Source organism: Pseudokineococcus sp. 5B2Z-1 (assembly GCF_037482305.1).
Taxonomy (GTDB): Bacteria; Actinomycetota; Actinomycetes; order Actinomycetales; family Quadrisphaeraceae; genus Pseudokineococcus.
In genome coordinates, this window is record NZ_JBBHZG010000003.1 from 303,528 (window position 1) to 320,826 (window position 17,299).

The window sequence follows — 17,299 nt, forward strand, 5'->3', positions numbered from 1 at the left end:
ACGCGTGGTGGCGCGTCGCCGGTCGGTGCACACTGCCGGGATGAGCCAGCCCTCCGGTGACGGTCTCCCCGGGGCCAGCCGGGACGCCGCCCGCGCCGCCAAGAGCCGCCTGGCGTCCTCGCTCGCCGGTGACCGCCGGGTCAACGGCGTCGGCGTCGTCCGGTGGGCCGCGGGCGCGTCCGTCGCCGCGTACGGCGTGCGCGTGGGCGTGGTCGCCGAGGACGACGCGCCCGAGGTGCCCGCCGAGGTCGACGGCGTCCCGGTGCGGGTCGACGTCGTCGGACGCATCACGGCGTCGTGACGGCCGAGCGGAGCGCCACCGGGGCGGGCCGGGACCTCGACGTCGTCGTCCTCGGGGCCACCGGGCTGACGGGCCGTCTCGTCGCGCGTCACCTGCACGAGCGCTCGCGCGCCACCGGCGCGCGCTGGGCCGTGGCCGGACGCAGCCCTGACCGGCTGGCCGCCGTGCTGGACGAGCTGGGCGCGCCCGACGTGCCGTCCCTCGTGGTGGACCTGCGCGACGGACCGGCGCTCGAGCGCGTCGCCCGTCGCACGCGGGTCGTCCTCGACCTCGCCGGCCCGTACTCGAGCACGGCGGACGCCGTCGTCGCCGCCTGCGTGCGGGGCGGGGCCTCCTACGTCGACCTCAGCGGCGAGGTCCCCGCCGTCGCGCGCACGGTCCGCACCTGGCACGGGCCCGCCCGTCGCGCCGGCGTCCGGGTCGTGCAGGTCAGCGGCTACGAGGCCCTGCCCGCCGACCTCGCCGTCCTCCTCGCCTGCCGGCGCGCCGAGGAGGCCGACGCGGCGGGAGGGCCGGCGTCGGCGCAGGTGGCGGAGGGGCCCCGCGCGGACGGCCCCCCTACGGACGGCCCCGGTGCGGAGGGCCCCTTCGGGGACGGCCCGGGCGCCGCAGGCCCCGTCGTCGCCGTGGCGGTCACGTCGACCGCGCGCCCGCCCCGGCGCCGCATCGGCCTGTCCGACGCCGTCTCGGGCGGCACCCTCCAGAGCCTCGTCGAGGTCCTCGGCGACGAGGACGCCCGCGTCGCCGGCGACCCGGCGGCCCTCGTGCCGGACGCCCGCGCCGCCCGACGCGTCCGCCGCCGGAGCCCCCTGGCGCTGCGCCCGCGGGTGGTGCACGGCCGGGTCCTGGGTCCGGTGATCCCGGCCGCCTTCATCGACCCTCCGGTGCTCCACCGCACCGCGGCGCTGCTGGCCGCGGAGCGCGGCGTGCCCCACTCCCCCGCCGCCCTCGCGGAGGGCGTCGAGATGGGCGCCGCCGGAGGGCCCGCCGGGGCCCTCTCGCTGCTGGCGGCCGCCGCGTCCTCCGGCCTGCAGGCGGGCGTGCTGGCCCTCACCCGCCTGCCGGCTCCGGTGCGCCGGCGCCTCGCGGCCGCCCTCGGTCGCACGCTGCCGGGGAGCGGCTCCGGCCCGCGCGGCGACGTGCTCGAGGGGTGGACGTGGAGCGTGCGCGCCGAGGCGCTCACGCGGTCGGGCGCGCGCGGGACGGCCCTCCTCGAGGGCACCGGCCACCCGGGGTACCTCGCGACGGCGCGCATGGTCGCCGAGGTGGGGCTCCTGCTGGCCCGCACGGCGGAGGACCCGCCCCGCACGGGCCACCTGACGCCCGCGCTGGCGGTCGGCCTCGACGGCCTGCCGGAGCTCGCCCACGCCGGGCTGGTGCTGCGGGCGTAGCCGCCGGGGTCCCGAGGTGTGACCCAGGAGGGGCCGGGGGGCCGGTCGCACCGGCCGGGCTCGCGAGGTGGCTACGGTCTGCGCGTGCGCATCCGGACGGCGACCGCCGAGGACTGGCCCGCGATCGAACCGGTCTTCCGGGCCGTGGTCGGCGCCGGGGAGACGTACGCCTACCCCGACGACCTGACCTCCGAGGCCGCGCGGGACCTCTGGCTCGAGGAACCGCCCGGATGGGCCCTCGTCGCCGTCGACGACGAGAACCTGCTGGGGACGGCCAAGGCGGGCCCGAACCGGCCGGGCCGCGGGGCGCACGTCGGGACGGCGAGCTTCATGGTGGCGCCCGAGGCGTCCGGCCGTGGCGTGGGCCGCGCGCTCGGGGAGGCCGTGCTGGCGCGCCTGGACGCCGAGGGCTACCGCGCCGTCCAGTTCAACGCCGTCGTCGAGACCAACGTGCGGGCGGTGGCCCTGTGGCGGTCGCTCGGCTTCACCGTGGTGGGCACCGTCCCCGAGGCCTTCGCCTCACGCTCGCACGGCCTCGTCGGGCTCCACGTCATGCACCGCCCTCTCTGAGGCGCGCTCTCCGGACGGCGACGGCGGATCTCAGCCCTCCAGGGGACGGCGCCGGAGGACGGCGAGGGCCGCGAGCGCCAGCAGGCCGACGACGACGCCGAGGACCTCGGCGGCCGTCGGCAGGTCGGTGACGACGGCCAGCGCTCCCACCGCGACGACGGGCAGCGAGATGGCGACGTAGAGGACGACGAACAGCGTCGAGACGACCTCACCCGTGCGCCCCTCGGGGCTGGCGGTCCGCACCGAGGCGACGCCCGCCCGGAACGCCGTCCCGTGCCCGAGGCCCAGCAGCGCCGCCGCGACGACCACCAGCAGGAGGGCCTGGGCCGCGAGGCCGGCGACGAGCAGGGCGGCCCCGGCGGCGAGGCCGGCGCAGCCGGCGACGAGCGCGCGGGGTGCGGCGAGCCCGCCCGTGGCGACCTGCGCCACCGCCGAGGCGAGGAACGGCAGGCCGACGAGGGCGTCCGCCACGACCCGGTCGTCCACGCCGAGCTGCTCGACGAGCAGCTGGGGCGCCACCGCGGTGAAGAGCCCGAAGACGGCGAAGCCGGCGAACCCCGCCGTGGCCGCGGGGACGAAGGCCCGACGGACCTCGGCGGGCACGGTCGGCCGCAGCAGGTGCGGCCGCCACGCCGACGCGGGCGCGGGGCGGCCTCCGCCGTCACGCCGCTGCGACCCGGCGGTCTCCGGCTGCCACCAGGTGACGAGGGCGGCGGGCACGAGCAGGAGGAGGTGCACGAGGTAGGGCGCGCGCAGCGGTGCCAGCGAGGCCTCGGCGACGAGGGCGGAGAGCACCGGACCGGCGCCGAGGCCGAGCACGTTGACGGCGGTGGCGAGCGACGTCGCCGCCCGCGACCAGCGCGGCGGGGCCAGCTCGACGACGGCGGTCGTCGCCGTGCCCGTGAAGACGCCCGCGGACACGCCCGACAGCAGACGGCCCGCGAAGAGCAGGGGCAGGCCGTCGGCGAGCAGGAAGCACAGGGCGCTCAGCGCGGCCGCGGCGAGCCCGAGCAGCAGCAGCGGGCGCCGGCCCACCCGGTCGGACAGCTCCCCGAGGACGACGAGCGCGGCGAGGACGCCGACGGCGTACGAGGCGAAGAGCGTGGTCTGGACGAGAGGGCCGAAGCCGAGCTGCTCCTGGTAGCGGCCGTACAGCGCCGTCGGCAGCGTGGCGCCGACCATGACGAGGCCGAAGACGAGCGCCGCGGCCAGCAGCCGCACCACGCGCGCCCCGTCCGACCGGCCGTGGGCCACGACCCCGTCGTCCGTCCGCTGTCCGCCGCCGCTCGTCACGGTCCCACCCTGGTGCACCCCGGGCGCGGTCACGACCGCGGTCCTCCCCCACCGCTCGTCCCCGCGTCGGCGACCCGCCGACCGCAGCGCTGCTCGACGAGGCTCGTCCGCCCGTCGGCCTCCCCGCGCCGGACGACGGCGAGGACGCGGGCCGCCGCCCGCGCCGGCGGCTCGTGCTCCCAGACGCGGACGACCGTCCACCCGGCGGCGGCGAGCCCGGCGTCGGTGTCGCGGTCGCGCGCGACGACGCTCGCGAGCTTCGCCCGCCACCACTCCCGGTTCGCTCGCGGCAGGTGGAGGTGCTGCGGGCAGGAGTGCCAGAAGCACCCGTCGACGAGGACGGCGACCCCGGCCCCCCGCAGGAGGACGTCGACGCGGCGGCGGCGGTTCGTCCCGGCCGGGGCGACGTCGACGACGAAGCGCAGCCCGAGACGGTGCAGCTCGCGCCGCAGCGCCAGCTCGCAGCGGGTGTCGCGGCGGCGGTTGGCCCGCATCGTGCGCCGGGCGGCGGGGCTCGACGGCGGGGGCGCCGCGGCCAGGCGCTGCGTCCGGTAGCCGACCGCCCGCTCCCCCGTCTCCTCACCCCGCGTCGGCGGCTCCACGCGCCGATGGCAGCACCGACCACCGACAGCGCCCGACCACCGAGACGGCCCCACGGCGTCGACGGACGGGCTCGTCGACGGGCCGGTCCCGCTCGACGGCGGCCGCGACGAGGAGCGCGCCCGGGGACGACGCCGCCCCGGCCCCTGACGGGACCGGGGCGGCGTCGGGGCGTCCGCTGCGGGCGTCAGCTGCAGCCGGAGGTGCTGCCGCAGCCCTCGCAGACGTAGCAGCTGCCGGCGGGGCGCATCTTCGTGCCGCAGGTGAAGCACATCGGCGCGTCCGTCGCGGTGCCGAGGGACTCCATGAGCTCGCTCGAGGAGTGCACCTCGACGGGGGCCTTGCGCGCCGTCGCGGCGCCCGCCCCGGAGTCGGCGACCTCCGTCGGCGCCGCGGCGACCGGGGCGGACGACGACGCCGGACGGCCGGCGGGCGCGGTGTCGACGGACTGCGACACCGCGTCGAAGTCGTCCTGGTCGTCGCTGGCGCTCGGCGTGTACGAGCCCGTCTCGAGGTGGCGCGCACGCTCCTCGGCGGTGTGGATGCCGAGCGCCGAGCGCGTCTCGAAGGGCAGGTGGTCGAGCGCCAGGCGGCGGAACATGTAGTCCATGACCGACTGGCTCATGCGCACGTCCGGGTCGTCGGTGAGGCCCGCCGGCTCGAAGCGCATGTTGGTGAACTTCTCGACGTAGGTCTCGAGCGGGACGCCGTACTGCAGCGCCACCGAGATGGCGATGGAGAAGGCGTCCATGACCCCGGCCAGCGTGGAGCCCTGCTTGCCGAGCTTGAGGAAGACCTCGCCGAGCCCGCCGTCGGGGTAGGAGCCCGCCGTCAGGTAGCCCTCGGCGCCGCCGACGGCGAAGGACGTCGTGATCGAGGGGCGCGACTTCGGAAGACGCGTGCGGGTGGGCCGGTACTCGACGACGGGGGCCGGGGCCTCGACCTGCTGGTCCTTCTTGGCCTCCTTGCCGTCGCCGAGGGGCTGGCCGACCTTGCAGTTGTCGCGGTAGAGCGCGACGGCCTTGAGGCCGAGCTTCCAGGACTGGAAGTACGCGTCCTGGACCTCCTCGACGGTCGCCGTCTCCGGCAGGTTGACCGTCTTGGAGATAGCCCCCGACAGGAACGGCTGGCAGGCCGCCATCATCCGGATGTGGCCCATGGGACGGATCGCCCGGGCGCCGATCGCGCAGTCGAAGACCTCGTAGTGCTCGGGGCGCAGCCCGGGGGCGTCGACGACGTGGCCGTGCTGGGCGATGTGCTCGACGATCGCCTCGACCGTCTCCTCGGCGTAGCCGAAGGCCCGCAGGGCGCGCGGGATCGTCTGGTTGACGATCTGCATGGACCCGCCGCCGACGAGCTTCTTGAACTTCACCAGCGAGAAGTCGGGCTCGATGCCCGTGGTGTCGCAGTCCATCATGAAGCCGATGGTCCCCGTGGGGGCCAGGACGCTGGCCTGGCTGTTGCGCCAGCCGTTGGACGCGCCGATCTCGTTCCCCTCGGCCCAGACGCGGGTGGCGAGGCGGTGGACGTCGGCGTCGGCGCTGTGGAGGGTGCGGATCTCGTCGTTCGCCGCGGCGTGCTTGCGCATGATCCGCTGGTGGCCCTCGGCGTTGCGGGCGTAGCCCTCGTAGGCGCCGACGACGCCCGCCAGCTCGGCCGAGCGCTTGTACGCCGCGCCCGTCATGAGCGAGGTGATGGACGCCGCGAGCGCGCGCCCGCCCTCGGAGTCGTAGGCGAGGCCCGACGCCATGAGCAGGGCGCCGAGGTTGGCGAAGCCGATGCCGAGCTGGCGGTAGGCGCGCGTGGTCTCGCCGATGGCCTCGGTGGGGAAGTCGGCGAAGCAGATGGAGATGTCCATCGCCGTGATCACGAGCTCGACGGAGCGGGCGAAGCGCTCGGCGTCGAAGGAGCCGTCCTCGCGGAGGAAGAACAGCAGGTTGAGGCTGGCCAGGTTGCAGCTCGAGTTGTCGAGGTGCATGTACTCCGAGCAGGGGTTGGAGGCGTTGATGCGCCCCGACTCCGGCGTCGTGTGCCAGTCGTTGATGGTGTCGTCGTACTGCAGGCCCGGGTCGGCGCACTCCCACGCGGCCTTGGCGATCGAGGACCACAGCTCGCGGGCGTCGACCTCCTCGACCACCTCGCCCGTGGTGCGGGCGCGCAGGCCGAAGGACGTGCCGTCCTCGACGGCGCGCATGAACTCGTCGCTGACGCGCACCGAGTTGTTGGCGTTCTGGTACTGCACCGAGGTGATGTCCTCGCCGCCGAGGTCCATGTCGAACCCGGCGTCGCGCAGCGCGCGGATCTTGTCCTCCTCGCGCGCCTTCGTCTGGACGAACTCGGCGATGTCGGGGTGGTCGACGTCGAGGACGACCATCTTCGCCGCGCGCCGCGTGGCGCCGCCGGACTTGATGGTGCCCGCGGAGGCGTCCGCCCCGCGCATGAAGGACACCGGCCCGGAGGCCGTGCCGCCGGAGCTGTGCAGGAGCTCCTTCGAGGAGCGGATGCGGGAGAGGTTGAGGCCGGCGCCGGAGCCGCCCTTGAAGATCATCCCCTCCTCGCGGTACCAGTTGAGGATCGAGTCCATCGAGTCGTCGACGGAGAGGATGAAGCAGGCCGAGACCTGCTGCGGGCTGGACGTGCCCACGTTGAACCACACCGGGCTGTTGAAGGAGAACACCTGGTGCAGCAGCATCCAGGTGAGCTCGTGCTCGAAGACCTCCGCGTCGGCCTCGCTGGCGAAGTACCCGTTGTCGCGGCCGGCGCGCCCGTAGGTGAGCACCACCCGGTCGATGAGCTGGCGCAGGGACGTCTCCCGGGCGTCGCTGCCCACGGCGCCGCGGAAGTACTTCGTCGTCACGATCGTGGACGCGTTGGCGCTCCAGGACGCCGGGAACTCGACGCCCCGCTGCTCGAAGATGGTGGCGCCCGTCTTCCAGTTGGTCTGGACGACGTCGCGGCGCTCCCACTCCACCTCGTCGTAGGGGTGGCGACCGGCGGTCGTGAACAGGCGCTCGACCACCAGGCCCTTGCCCCGTCCTCCGCCCTTGCGGGCGGACCGGGGGCGCGGCGTCGTCTCGGTCATGGGTCCTTCTTCCGTCGCTCGTCCTGCCACCGCGGGGCGGTGGGCTCGTCCTCGGTGCTGGCGGCCGCGCGGGCGCGGCCCAGGTGGTGCGGTCTGGTGGGTCTGGCCGGGTGGGTCTGGTGCGGTGCGTCTGCGGCGAGGAGCAGGAGCGCCTCGCCGGGGCTGCCGAGCGGCCTCAGGTGGCCTGGCCGGCGGGCTCCTCCGCCCGGGCGCCCTCCGTGCTGGCGTCCCCGGTGCCGGCGTCGCGCTCGGCGCGCAGCACCGCGATGGCCGCCGCGAAGTCCTCGAGCGTGTCGAAGGCCTGGTAGACGGAGGCGAAGCGCAGGTAGGCCACCTCGTCGAGGTCGCGCAGGGGCGCGAGCACGGCCACGCCGACGTCGTGCGCCTCGACCTCCGCGGCGCCGGCCGTGCGGATCGACTCCTCGACCTGCTGGGCGAGCAGCGCCAGCCGGTCCTCCGTCACGGGCCGTCCCTGGCAGGCCTTGCGCACGCCTGACAGCACCTTCTCGCGGCTGAAGGGCTCGGTGGTGCCCGAGCGCTTCACGACGGTGAGGCTCGCCGCCTCGATCGTCGTGAAGCGCCGCTGGCAGCTCGGGCACTGGCGGCGGCGCCGGATCGCCGTGCCGTCGTCGGTGGCCCGCGAGTCGACGACGCGGGAGTCGGGGTGGCGGCAGAACGGGCAGTGCACGGCGACCCCTCCCGCCTCGGTGCTCGGCCCCCGTCGCCCCCCGCCGGGGCGCGGGTGCTCCTCCACAGCGTGTGGAGGAGTTGTCCCCAGCGTCCACAACCTGTGGAGGAACGACAGCCGTGCAACTACTAGATGTTGGGGTGAACGCTAGGCCGAGCCCCACGCTTCCGCAAGCACCGGCGTGTCGTGGGAGCACCGGCCCCCGGAGCCGGGGGATGCCCGCCGCACGACCCCGCCGCTCCCGCTGCGCCCCGGCAGCGCGACCACCAGCCGCTCGACCACCGACCACGCGACCACCGTGCACCCGACCACCGACAGCGCCGTCGGCGCCCGGGGACGGCGACGACGGCGTGGGCCGGGGAGCAGGCTCGGGACGCGCCCCGGGTCAGGCGGCCCCGGTGAGCCAGTCCTGCACCGGACCGACGGTGAAGTACAGGAGGAAGGCCGCGCCGACGACCCACAGGAGGGGGTGCACCTCCCGCGCCCGACCGCGCACGACGGCGAGGAGGACGTAGGTGAGGAAGCCGGCGCCGATGCCCACGGAGATGGAGTAGCTGAAGGGCATGAGCACGATGGTGAGGAAGGCCGGGAGGGCGATGCCCGGGTCGTCCCAGCGGATGCCCGTGACCTGGCTCATCATGAGGAAGCCGACGACGACCAGCGCCGGGCTGGCCGCCTCGTAGGGCACGAGCGAGACGAGCGGCGAGGCGACGACGGCGACGAGGAACGCCGCCCCGGTCACCACGCTGGCGAGCCCGGTGCGGGCGCCGTCGCCGACGCCCGCGGCGGACTCGACGAAGCTCGTCGCGCTCGAGGCGCTCGCCGCCCCGCCGGCGACGGCGGCCAGGGAGTCGACGAGGAGGATCCGCTGGCTGCCGAGGGGGTTGCCCTCCTCGTCCAGCAGCCCGCCCTCCGCGCCGACCGCGACCATCGTCCCCATCGTGTCGAAGAAGTCGGCGACGACGAGGGTGAAGACGACGAGCACGGCCGTGACGGCGCCGACCGCGGCGAAGGCGCCGAAGACGCTCACCTGGCCGAGGAGCCCCAGGTCGGGCCACGCGAGCCAGGACGCCGGCGCCTCGGGCACCGTGAGCCCGAAGCCCGTCGGGTTGCTCCCGTCGGGCGCCTGCCCGCCGACGTCGAACGCCGCCTGGACGACGAGCGCCAGGGCGGTGGCGACGACGACGCCGATGAGCAGGGCGCCGCGGACGCCCCGGACGACGAGGACGACGGTGACGAGGAGCCCGACGACGAAGACGACCGTGGGCCAGCCCCGCAGCGAGCCGCCGACGCCCAGCTCGAGCGGCGTGCCCCCGCCCACCGGGGCGCGGACGAAGCCGGCGTTGACGAGCCCGACGAGGGTGAGGAAGAGGCCGATGCCGACGCTGATGGCCGTCTTGAGCTGGCGCGGCACCGCGCGCAGGACGGCGCGGCGGAAGCCGGTGAGGACGAGGACGAGGATGACGAGGCCCTCGAGGACGACGAGCCCCATGGCCATGGGCCAGGTCATGCCCGGCAGGCTCGCGACGCCGTAGGCGATGAAGGCGTTGAGGCCGAGCCCGGCGGCCAGGCCGAGGGGGAAGCGACCGACGAGGCCCATGAGGATCGTCATGACCGCCGCCACGAGGGCGGTCACGGCGGCCACGGCCGGCAGGTCGGGTGCGTCGCCGCCCCCGAGGTAGGTGCCCGTCGAGTCCGGCACCGTCCCGATGATCAGCGGGTTCAGCACGACGATGTAGGCCATGGCCACGAACGTCACGAGGCCGCCGCGGACCTCCCGGCCGATGGTCGAGCCACGGGCCGTGACCCCGAAGAAGCGGTCGACCCGCCCCCCGAGCGGTACGCCGTCGGTCGTGGCCTGCGGGTCGGGGTCGGTGCGGCTCATGCGGCCTCCGCGGGACGAGCCGCGGGCACGGCTCCGCCGCCGCCGCGGCGGAGCTGGCGCTGACGGCGCCACTCTGGCAGAGCGGGGGCCGCCGCGGCGCCACCCGGGGGCGCCTCAGGCGGGGACGAGGATCCGGTCCCCCACCGCCAGCGCCACCGAGTCGAGGCCGTTGGCCTCCTTCAGGCGCAGCACGACGTCACGGACGTCCTCGTCCGGCGCCGCGACCTCGTCGGCGATGGACCACAGCGTGTCGCCCGGCAGGACGACGACCTCGGCGGGGGCCTCGGCCACGGGCGCCGCCGCGACGACCGCGGGCGCGGCGGCGGCCGGCGCCGGGCGCGAGCCCGCCGACAGGGCGAGGACGGCCCCGGCCGCCAGCAGGACGGTCACCGAGACCGTGAGCGCCAGGCGCCCGCGCCGGGTGACGCGGAGGGCGACCGGGCGGCGGCGGGGCCGGCACGATCCCGCCGCCCCGACCGGTGCCTCGGGGACCGGCAGCTCGGCGACCGGCGCCGGCGCCACCACGGGCGCGGTGCGGCGCACGGCCGGCACGGGTCGAGGTGCGCGGCGGGGCGCCGGGACGAGGGACAGGTGGCGACGTCGAGCGCCCGAGCGCGGGCTGCGCGCGGGGGCGCCCAGCGGCGGGAGCAGGACCAGTGCGCTCATGGTGACCTCCGGGAGGACCACGGCCCCTCCTGCCGGAGGCTCCGCGGACGTGCGTGTCGAGGGCGGCTGCGGCGCCGGGGGCCCGGGAGGGCCGACGGCTCGCGCTGTCGGTCGAACGTCTGTGCGATGTTGTACCAGCGTGGCGGCCCGGCGTCCAGACAGGTGTTCGACCGGACCCGGCGAGGGGCGCCGGCCCCCGAGGAGGACGGGCGCCCCGCCGACGTGCACGACTCCAGCACCGACCACCGACAACGGGCGCCGCCCGCCGTGCGCCACGGCCACCCCGACCCTCCGAACGACCGCGCGAGAGGTCCGGACGGTCGCGCCCGACCGTCGCGCCCGAGGCCCCGCGGCGCCCCACCGCACCGCGAGATCCGCACGCGACACGCTCGAACAGGTGTTTGATCATGTGGTGCGGTCTCCCTACCCTGGCCGGCACGGCGTCCCGCACGAGGGCGGTCGCCGACACCGAGCTCGGGAGGCCACGTGGCGCGGCGCAGCGGCGACGAGGAGCAGGACGGCCGGCAGCAGGCAGCCGACGGCGCTGGGGCCGGCGAGGACCGGGCGGGCGAGGGCTCCGGGGCGACGGTCGTCGAGATGCCCGACGCGCCGGCGGTCGACGGCCTCACCGCGCGCCAGCGCAAGGTGCTCGAGTGCATCGGCGAGGCCGTCGAGCGGCGCGGCTACCCCCCGAGCATGCGGGAGATCGGGGAGGCCGTCGGGCTGACGAGCCCGTCCAGCGTCGCGCACCAGCTGGCGGCGCTCGAGCGCAAGGGCTTCCTGCGCCGCGACCCCCGTCGCCCCCGGGCCATCGAGGTCGTCGTACCGGGCTCGCGCGGCGCGGCGGCCGGGGGCGAGCCCCTGCTGCGCGCCGTCCCCGACGAGGCCGCGGCGGACGCCGGCGCTCCGGACGAGACCGGGGCCGGCGACGCGCGCCCCGCGGCCACCTACGTGCCGGTCGTCGGACGGATCGCGGCGGGCGGGCCGATCCTCGCCGAGCAGGCGGTCGAGGACGTCTTCCCCCTGCCGCGCCAGCTCGTCGGCGACGGGCAGCTCTTCCTGCTCAAGGTCGCCGGCGACTCGATGGTGGAGGCCGCCATCTGCGACGGGGACTGGGTCGTCGTCCGCCAGCAGCCGGTCGCCGAGAACGGCGAGGTCGTGGCCGCGATGATCGACGGCGAGGCCACCGTCAAGGTGTTCCAGCGGCGCGACGGCCACGTGCGCCTGCTGCCGCGCAACGCCGCCTACGAGCCCATCCCCGGCGACGAGGCCGTCGTCCTCGGCCGGGTCGTGGCGGTGCTGCGCAGCGTCTGAGCGGGGCGACCCGGGGGCGACGGCCCGGGGTGCAGTCCCTCGGGCGCCGGGACGCTCCGCCCTCGGCCGCCGGGGCGCTGGGGGCGCGGACGGCTAGGCCGTCGGCCCGAGCGCCTCGGCGGCCACCCGCAGGTCGGCCACGAGTCCGGCGCGGGCCTCCTCGCGCTGGTCGTCCGGGGTCCGCAGGACGGCGGACGGGTGGATGGTCGCCACGAAGCGCTTGGGGCCCCGGCTCGTCTCCCGCTCGAGCACCCGGCCGCGCTCCTTCGTCACGCGGAAGGACGGGCCGAGCAGGGCGCGACCGGCCGTCGCGCCCAGGACGACGACGACGTCCGGGTCGACGGCGGCGAGCTCGGCGGCCAGCCAGGGCCGGCAGGCGGTGACGTGGCCCGCGTCGGGCGTGGCGTGGACGCGGCGGTTGCCCGGAGCGCTCTGCGTGAAGCGGAAGTGCTTGACGGCGTTGGTGACGTAGACGTCCTCGCGGGCGATGCCCGCCTCCTCGACCGCGGCCTGGAGCAGCCGCCCTGCGGACCCGACGAAGGGCACGCCCCGGCGGTCCTCCTGGTCCCCGGGCTGCTCGCCGACGAGGGCCATCCGGCCGGAGGGGGATCCGGCGGAGAAGACGACCTGCGTCGCCGGCTCCCACAGCTCGCAGCCGCGGCACTCGCGCGCCGCGGCCCGCAGGTGCTCGACGTCGCGCAGGGCGGGGTCCTGCGGCACCCACTCGGCGGCTCCGGGACGGTCGGGTCGGGCAGCGGCGGCCATGCCCGCACGCTAGGTCGGCGGGCCCCGGCGCGCCTCGCAGGGCGGCGCCCCCCGCTCCGGGCGCCCCCGCTCCGAGCGCCCCTGCTCCGGGCGCCCCTGCTCCGGTCCCTCAGCCCTCCGCAGCCCGCGCCGCGGCGTCGAGCCGGCGCAGCGCCCCGATGACGACCTCGCGGTCGCTCGTGGCCCACAGCGGCGGCAGGCTCGCGCGCAGGAAGCCGGCGTACCGGGCGGTCGCGAGCCGCGGGTCGAGGACGGCCACGACCCCGCGGTCGGCCGTCGAGCGCACGAGACGCCCCGCGCCCTGCGCCAGGCGCAGGGCCGCGTGCTGGGCCGAGACCGCGAGGAAACCGTTGCCGCCGGCGCGGGCCACGGCCTCGGCGCGCGCGGACAGCAGCGGGTCGTCGGGCCGAGGGAAGGGGATGCGGTCGATCGTCACGAGCTGGCACGAGGGGCCGGGGACGTCGACGCCCTGCCACAGCGACAGCGTGCCGACGAGGACGCTGCTGGGGTCGGCCGCGAACTCCCGCACGAGGGTCGGCGTCACGTCGTCCCCCTGGCACAGGACCGGGACGTCGAGGCGCTCGCGCAGCACCTCCGCGGCGGCCTCGGCGGCCCGCCGGGAGGAGAAGAGCCCGAGCGTGCGCCCCCCGGCCGCGCGGGCGAGCTCGACGACCTCGTCGACGACCGGCGTCCCGGCGCCCTCGCGCCCCGGCACGGGCAGGTGGCGCGCCAGGTAGAGGATCCCCTGGCGGGGGTAGTCGAAGGGGCTGCCGACGTCGAGCCCGTCCCAGCTCGGGCCCGGGCCGGCGTCCTCCCCCGCGGCGGGAGGGCGCGCGAGGCCGACCGACTGCGCGGCGCCGGTGAAGGTGCCGCCCGTGGTGAGGGTGGCCGAGGTCAGCACGACGGTCCGCTCGGCGAAGAGCGCCTCGCGGAGCAGGCCGGCCACCTGCAGCGGCGCGACGTGCAGCATGCGCCGGGCCGCGGACGGCGTGGAGGACAGGTCGGAGACCGACAGCCACAGGACGTCGTGACCGGTGCCGTCGCGGGGCGCCGACGTCATCCGCTCCGCCACCTCGTGGACCTCGCCGACCGCCGCCTTGGCGACCGCCAGCGCACCGGCCAGCGCCTCCGTGGGCCGCTCCCCCGGCGGCGGCTTGAGCTGGCCGACGAGCTCGCGGGCGGCGTCGCGGACGCCGGCCACGGCGAGGTGGACGAGCTCCGGCAGACCCCGGGCGAAGCGGCCCTCGGGGACGTCGGCGAGCGCCACCCCGAGGTCCTCGGCCGCGGCGTCGAGGCGCGCGGTGTCCGACCCCGCCTGGCGCGCCCGGGTCGCCGCCGCGGCCACCGAGGCCGCCGTCAGCTGCGCCGAGACGACGGAGGTGACCCGGTCGGCCAGCTCGTGCGCCTCGTCGACGACGAGGACCTCGTGCTCGGGGAGGATGGAGCGCCCCTCGAAGGCGTCGATGGCGAGGAGCGCGTGGTTGGTGACGACGACGTCGACCTCGCGGGCGCGCTCGCGCGCCCGCTCGCTGAAGCACTCCTGCGCCTGCGGGCACCGGCTGGCGCCGAGGCACTCGCGCGCGGTGACGGCGAGCTGGCGCCAGGCGGTCTCGCTGACGCCGGGCACGAGGTCGTCGCGGTCGCCGGTCTCCGTCGTCCGGGCCCACTCGCGCAGCCGCACCACCTCGCGGCCGAGGCGGCTCGAGGCCCCTCCGGTCACCGACCGGCCGGGCAGCGGCGCCGGCGCCTCGAAGAGCCCGTCGTCCTCGGGGAAGCCGCCGTCGAGCTTGTGGACGCAGAGGTGGTTGGCCCGGCCCTTGACGACCTGCCACGTGAGGCGGCGACCGAGCAGGGGCTCGAGGGCGTCGGCCAGGCGCGGCAGGTCGCGGGCCGCCACCTGGTTCTGCAGCGCCAGCGTCGCGGTCGAGACGACGACCGGCCGCCGGGACTCGACGGCCCGGCGCGCCAGGGGCACGAGGTAGGCCAGCGACTTGCCGGTGCCCGTGCCCGCCTGCACGAGCAGGTGCTCGCGGGTGCGCACCGCGGCGTCGACGGCCCGCGCCATGACGTGCTGGCCCTCGCGCCGGGTGCCGCCGAGCGCCGCGACGGCCGAGGACAGGAGCGCGTCGACGTCCGCGGGAGCGCTGTCCGCCTTCCCCGGGGCGACGCCCGTCCCGGGCTCGACGTCGGGGTCGGCGGCTGCGGAGGTCACCGGCCGAGGGTAGGTCGCCCCGGGCGCCCCGGCGGGACGCCTCCACAGGCGCGGCGGAGGGCCGCCGCGGACGGCGACGGCCCGCCCCCCGCGCGGGGGGACGGGCCGTCGGGCGGTCCGGACGGCGTCAGACCGCGACGCCGTGCAGCTCGGCGGCGAGGTGCTCGCCGACGCGGGCGCGCAGCCGCGTGCCCTCGCCGGTGTGCTCCTCCTCGAGGACCTCCCCGGCGCGGTGCACGCGGGAGACGAGGTCGCCCCGCGTGTACGGCACGACGACGTCGACGTCCACCTCCGGGTGCGGGAGCCGCTCGGCGACGACGTCGAGCAGGTGCTCGAGCCCCTCCCCCGTGCGCGCGGAGACGACGACCGCGCCGGGCAGGCGCGAGCGCAGACGGGCCACCGCCTCGGGGCTCGCGGCGTCGCACTTGTTGAGGACGACGAGCTCGGGGACGTCGAGCGCCCCGACGTCGGCCAGCACCGAGCGGACCGCGGTGACCTGGCCCTCGGGGTCGACGTCCGAGGCGTCGACGACGTGGAGGACGAGGTCGGCCCCGCCGACCTCCTCCAGCGTCGAGCGGAACGCCTCGACGAGCTGGGTGGGGAGGTGGCGCACGAAGCCCACGGTGTCGGCGAGCACGTAGTCGCGGCCGTCCGGGGTGCGGGCCCGGCGCACGGCCGGGTCCAGGGTCGCGAAGAGCGCGTCCTCGACGAGGACCCCGGCGCCCGTGAGCCGGTTCAGGAGGCTCGACTTGCCCGCGTTGGTGTACCCGGCGATCGCCACGGACGGCACGCCGCCGGCCAGGCGCCGCGAGCGCTTCGTCTCACGGGCGGGCGCCATCTCGCGGATCTGCCGGCGCAGGCGCGCCATCCGCGTGCGGATGCGGCGACGGTCGAGCTCGATCTTCGTCTCGCCCGGTCCGCGGGAGCCGATCCCGGCGCCCGCGGCCACGCGACCACCGGCCTGGCGGGACATCGACTCGCCCCAGCCGCGCAGGCGCGGGAGCAGGTACTCGAGCTGGGCCAGCTCGACCTGCGCCTTGCCCTCCTTGGACTTCGCGTGCTGGGCGAAGATGTCGAGGATCAGCGCCGTCCGGTCGATGACCTTGACGCCGACGATGTCCTCGAGCCCGCGGCGCTGCGACGGCGACAGCTCGCCGTCGCAGATGACCGTGTCGGCGCCCGTCGCCGCGACGATCCCCTTGAGCTCCCCGGCCTTGCCGGAGCCGAGGAAGGTCGCCGGGTCGGGCGTGGGCCGCCGCTGCAGGACGCCGTCGAGGACGGCCGAGCCCGCGGTCTCGGCCAGGGCGGCCAGCTCGCGCAGCGACGCCTCCGCCTCCTCGACGCTCGCGGAGGTCCAGAGGCCCGCGAGGACGACGCGCTCGAGCCGCAGCTGGCGGTACTCGACCTCGGTGACGTCCTGCAGCTCGGAGGAGTGGCTGCCGAGGCCACCGACGCGGCGCAGCGCCTGGCGCTCGGCGAGGTCGAGCTGGTCGCCGTCGAAGGTCGTCTCCGCGGGCGACGGCGACGCGCCGTGGCGGGCGAGGATGCGGCTGACGGCGTCCGCGCGCGCGAGGCCCGTGCCGTCGGACGAGCCGGTGGTGACGGCCTCGTCGACGACGGCGTCGCTGCCGTCGTGCGGGGCGTGCTCGGTGGAGCGGCGGGTGGGAGCGGTCGACGTGGTGGGCGTCATGGTCTCCTGCGGTGGAGGTCGGGCGGCCCGCTGGGCGCGAGCCGGGTGCGGCGGTGCCACTGTGGCAGTCAACGAGCGCGGTGACGAGGGGATTCCGGTGCGTCGGGCCACGTGGCGGCGCGGGTAGCGTCACCGGCCGTGAGCAGCACCCCGTCCGGCCCCCCGCCCGCCTGCGACCCCTCGCCCGCCGAGCACTACTTCACGGGCCGGCTGGCCGGACGGCCCGCGGGCGACGACGAGCGCGAGGTCCTCGAGGTGCGCCTGCGCGGGCGCGACGTCGAGGTCGAGACGGCCCCCGGCGTCTTCAGCGCCGGGCGGCTCGACCTCGGCACGCGCGTCCTGCTGCGCGAGGCGCCGACGCCCCCGGACGGCGGGCACCTGCTGGACCTGGGCTGCGGGTGGGGACCGCTGGCGCTGGCGATGGCCGTCGAGGCGCCGGGCGCCGTCGTGTGGGCCGTCGACGTCAGCGAGCGCGCGCTCGACCTCGTGCGCCGCAACGCCGACCGGCTCGGGCTGCCCGGCGTGCGTGCCGTGCTCCCCCACGAGGTGCCCGACGACGTCGTCCTCGCGGGCCTGTGGTCCAACCCGCCGATCCGGGTCGGCAAGGACGCCCTCCACGCGCTGCTCCTGCAGTGGCTGCCCCGCCTGGCGCCGGGGGCCGACGCCCACCTCGTCGTCCAGCGCAACCTCGGCGCCGACTCGCTGCAGGCCTGGCTCGGCGGCGCCCTGCCGGCGCCCCTCGAGGCGACCCGCGCCGGCAGCGCCAAGGGCTACCGCGTCCTGCGGGTCCGGCGGCCGGCGGGCGGGGCGGCCGGGACGCACGGAGACGCCTGAGCGCAGCA

At 76.9% G+C, this 17,299-nt stretch carries 14 protein-coding genes; 5 read left to right on the top strand and 9 right to left on the bottom strand.

Annotation, left to right across the window (positions count from 1 at the left end; genetic code table 11):
- Window positions 1-40 precede the first annotated feature (40 nt).
- The 3 genes from WDV85_RS09945 (at window position 41) to WDV85_RS09955 (ending at window position 2,262) form a co-directional block, all read left to right on the top strand.
- Window positions 41-301, top strand: coding sequence for a hypothetical protein (locus WDV85_RS09945; RefSeq protein ID WP_339570459.1), 261 nt, complete (start codon window positions 41-43; stop codon window positions 299-301).
- Window positions 298-1,692: a saccharopine dehydrogenase NADP-binding domain-containing protein gene (locus WDV85_RS09950; protein WP_339570460.1), complete on the top strand. Its 1,395-nt coding sequence runs from the start codon at window positions 298-300 to the stop codon at window positions 1,690-1,692. Before WDV85_RS09945 ends, WDV85_RS09950 begins: the two co-directional genes overlap by 4 nt.
- 84 nt (window positions 1,693-1,776) lie before the next feature.
- The gene (locus tag WDV85_RS09955) at window positions 1,777-2,262 is read left to right on the top strand and encodes a GNAT family N-acetyltransferase (RefSeq protein WP_339570461.1); all 486 of its coding nucleotides are present in this window, start codon (window positions 1,777-1,779) and stop codon (window positions 2,260-2,262) included.
- Between the two features lie 30 nt (window positions 2,263-2,292).
- Here WDV85_RS09955 and WDV85_RS09960 read toward each other — a convergent pair whose 3' ends face one another.
- The 6 genes from WDV85_RS09960 to WDV85_RS09985 all read right to left on the bottom strand — a co-directional run bounded on the left by WDV85_RS09960 (window position 2,293) and on the right by WDV85_RS09985 (window position 10,476).
- Window positions 2,293-3,588 carry an MFS transporter gene (locus WDV85_RS09960; protein WP_339570462.1) on the bottom strand — a complete coding sequence of 432 codons (1,296 nt, stop codon included), beginning with the start codon at window positions 3,586-3,588 and terminating at the stop codon, window positions 2,293-2,295.
- Complete coding sequence (locus tag WDV85_RS09965) at window positions 3,585-4,049, bottom strand: very short patch repair endonuclease (protein WP_445263288.1); 465 nt, start codon at window positions 4,047-4,049, stop codon at window positions 3,585-3,587. Before WDV85_RS09965 ends, WDV85_RS09960 begins: the two co-directional genes overlap by 4 nt.
- Before the next feature lie 293 nt (window positions 4,050-4,342).
- Entirely contained in the window at window positions 4,343-7,237 is a 2,895-nt protein-coding gene (locus tag WDV85_RS09970; RefSeq protein ID WP_339570464.1) for a vitamin B12-dependent ribonucleotide reductase, read from the bottom strand.
- A 175-nt stretch (window positions 7,238-7,412) separates the two neighbouring features.
- Window positions 7,413-7,925, bottom strand: a complete 513-nt coding sequence (gene nrdR, locus WDV85_RS09975) for a transcriptional regulator NrdR (RefSeq protein WP_339570465.1) — start codon at window positions 7,923-7,925, stop codon at window positions 7,413-7,415.
- A gap of 385 nt (window positions 7,926-8,310) precedes the next feature.
- Window positions 8,311-9,810, bottom strand: coding sequence for an NCS2 family permease (locus WDV85_RS09980; RefSeq protein WP_339570466.1), 1,500 nt, complete (start codon window positions 9,808-9,810; stop codon window positions 8,311-8,313).
- Window positions 9,811-9,924: 114 nt separating this feature from the next.
- The gene (locus WDV85_RS09985; protein WP_339570467.1) at window positions 9,925-10,476 is read right to left on the bottom strand and encodes a LysM peptidoglycan-binding domain-containing protein; all 552 of its coding nucleotides are present in this window, start codon (window positions 10,474-10,476) and stop codon (window positions 9,925-9,927) included.
- A 597-nt stretch (window positions 10,477-11,073) separates the two neighbouring features.
- Between WDV85_RS09985 and lexA the strand changes: the two genes are divergently transcribed.
- Window positions 11,074-11,790 (top strand): transcriptional repressor LexA, encoded by a 717-nt coding sequence (lexA, locus tag WDV85_RS09990; RefSeq protein ID WP_445263289.1) that lies wholly within the window; start codon window positions 11,074-11,076, stop codon window positions 11,788-11,790.
- A 93-nt stretch (window positions 11,791-11,883) separates the two neighbouring features.
- Here the strand turns inward: lexA and WDV85_RS09995 are convergent, their stop codons facing one another.
- From WDV85_RS09995 to hflX, 3 genes are all read right to left on the bottom strand, one after another.
- Window positions 11,884-12,555 carry a UdgX family uracil-DNA binding protein gene (locus WDV85_RS09995; protein ID WP_339570469.1) on the bottom strand — a complete coding sequence of 224 codons (672 nt, stop codon included), beginning with the start codon at window positions 12,553-12,555 and terminating at the stop codon, window positions 11,884-11,886.
- 109 nt (window positions 12,556-12,664) lie between these two features.
- Window positions 12,665-14,767 (bottom strand): ATP-dependent DNA helicase, encoded by a 2,103-nt coding sequence (locus WDV85_RS10000; RefSeq protein ID WP_339570470.1) that lies wholly within the window; start codon window positions 14,765-14,767, stop codon window positions 12,665-12,667.
- A 127-nt stretch (window positions 14,768-14,894) separates the two neighbouring features.
- The gene (gene hflX / locus WDV85_RS10005; protein WP_339570471.1) at window positions 14,895-16,457 is read right to left on the bottom strand and encodes a GTPase HflX; all 1,563 of its coding nucleotides are present in this window, start codon (window positions 16,455-16,457) and stop codon (window positions 14,895-14,897) included.
- 138 nt (window positions 16,458-16,595) lie between these two features.
- On the opposite strand from hflX, the gene WDV85_RS10010 reads away from it, so the two are divergent.
- Window positions 16,596-17,291, top strand: a complete 696-nt coding sequence (locus WDV85_RS10010) for a class I SAM-dependent methyltransferase (protein WP_339570472.1) — start codon at window positions 16,596-16,598, stop codon at window positions 17,289-17,291.
- The last annotated feature ends 8 nt before the right edge of the window (window positions 17,292-17,299 follow it).

What these genes read in the sequence shown, in the direction of transcription:
- WDV85_RS09945 (WP_339570459.1), top strand. Translation starts at nt 41, where the DNA reads ATGAGCCAGCCCTCCGGTGACGGTCTCCCCGGGGCCAGCCGGGACGCC.
- WDV85_RS09965 (WP_445263288.1), bottom strand. Translation starts at nt 4,049, where the DNA reads ATGCGGGCCAACCGCCGCCGCGACACCCGCTGCGAGCTGGCGCTGCGG.
- WDV85_RS09970 (WP_339570464.1), bottom strand. Translation starts at nt 7,237, where the DNA reads ATGACCGAGACGACGCCGCGCCCCCGGTCCGCCCGCAAGGGCGGAGGA.
- WDV85_RS09980 (WP_339570466.1), bottom strand. Translation starts at nt 9,810, where the DNA reads ATGAGCCGCACCGACCCCGACCCGCAGGCCACGACCGACGGCGTACCG.
- WDV85_RS09985 (WP_339570467.1), bottom strand. Translation starts at nt 10,476, where the DNA reads ATGAGCGCACTGGTCCTGCTCCCGCCGCTGGGCGCCCCCGCGCGCAGC.
- lexA (WP_445263289.1), top strand. Translation starts at nt 11,074, where the DNA reads ATGCCCGACGCGCCGGCGGTCGACGGCCTCACCGCGCGCCAGCGCAAG.
- WDV85_RS09995 (WP_339570469.1), bottom strand. Translation starts at nt 12,555, where the DNA reads ATGGCCGCCGCTGCCCGACCCGACCGTCCCGGAGCCGCCGAGTGGGTG.
- hflX (WP_339570471.1), bottom strand. Translation starts at nt 16,457, where the DNA reads ATGACGCCCACCACGTCGACCGCTCCCACCCGCCGCTCCACCGAGCAC.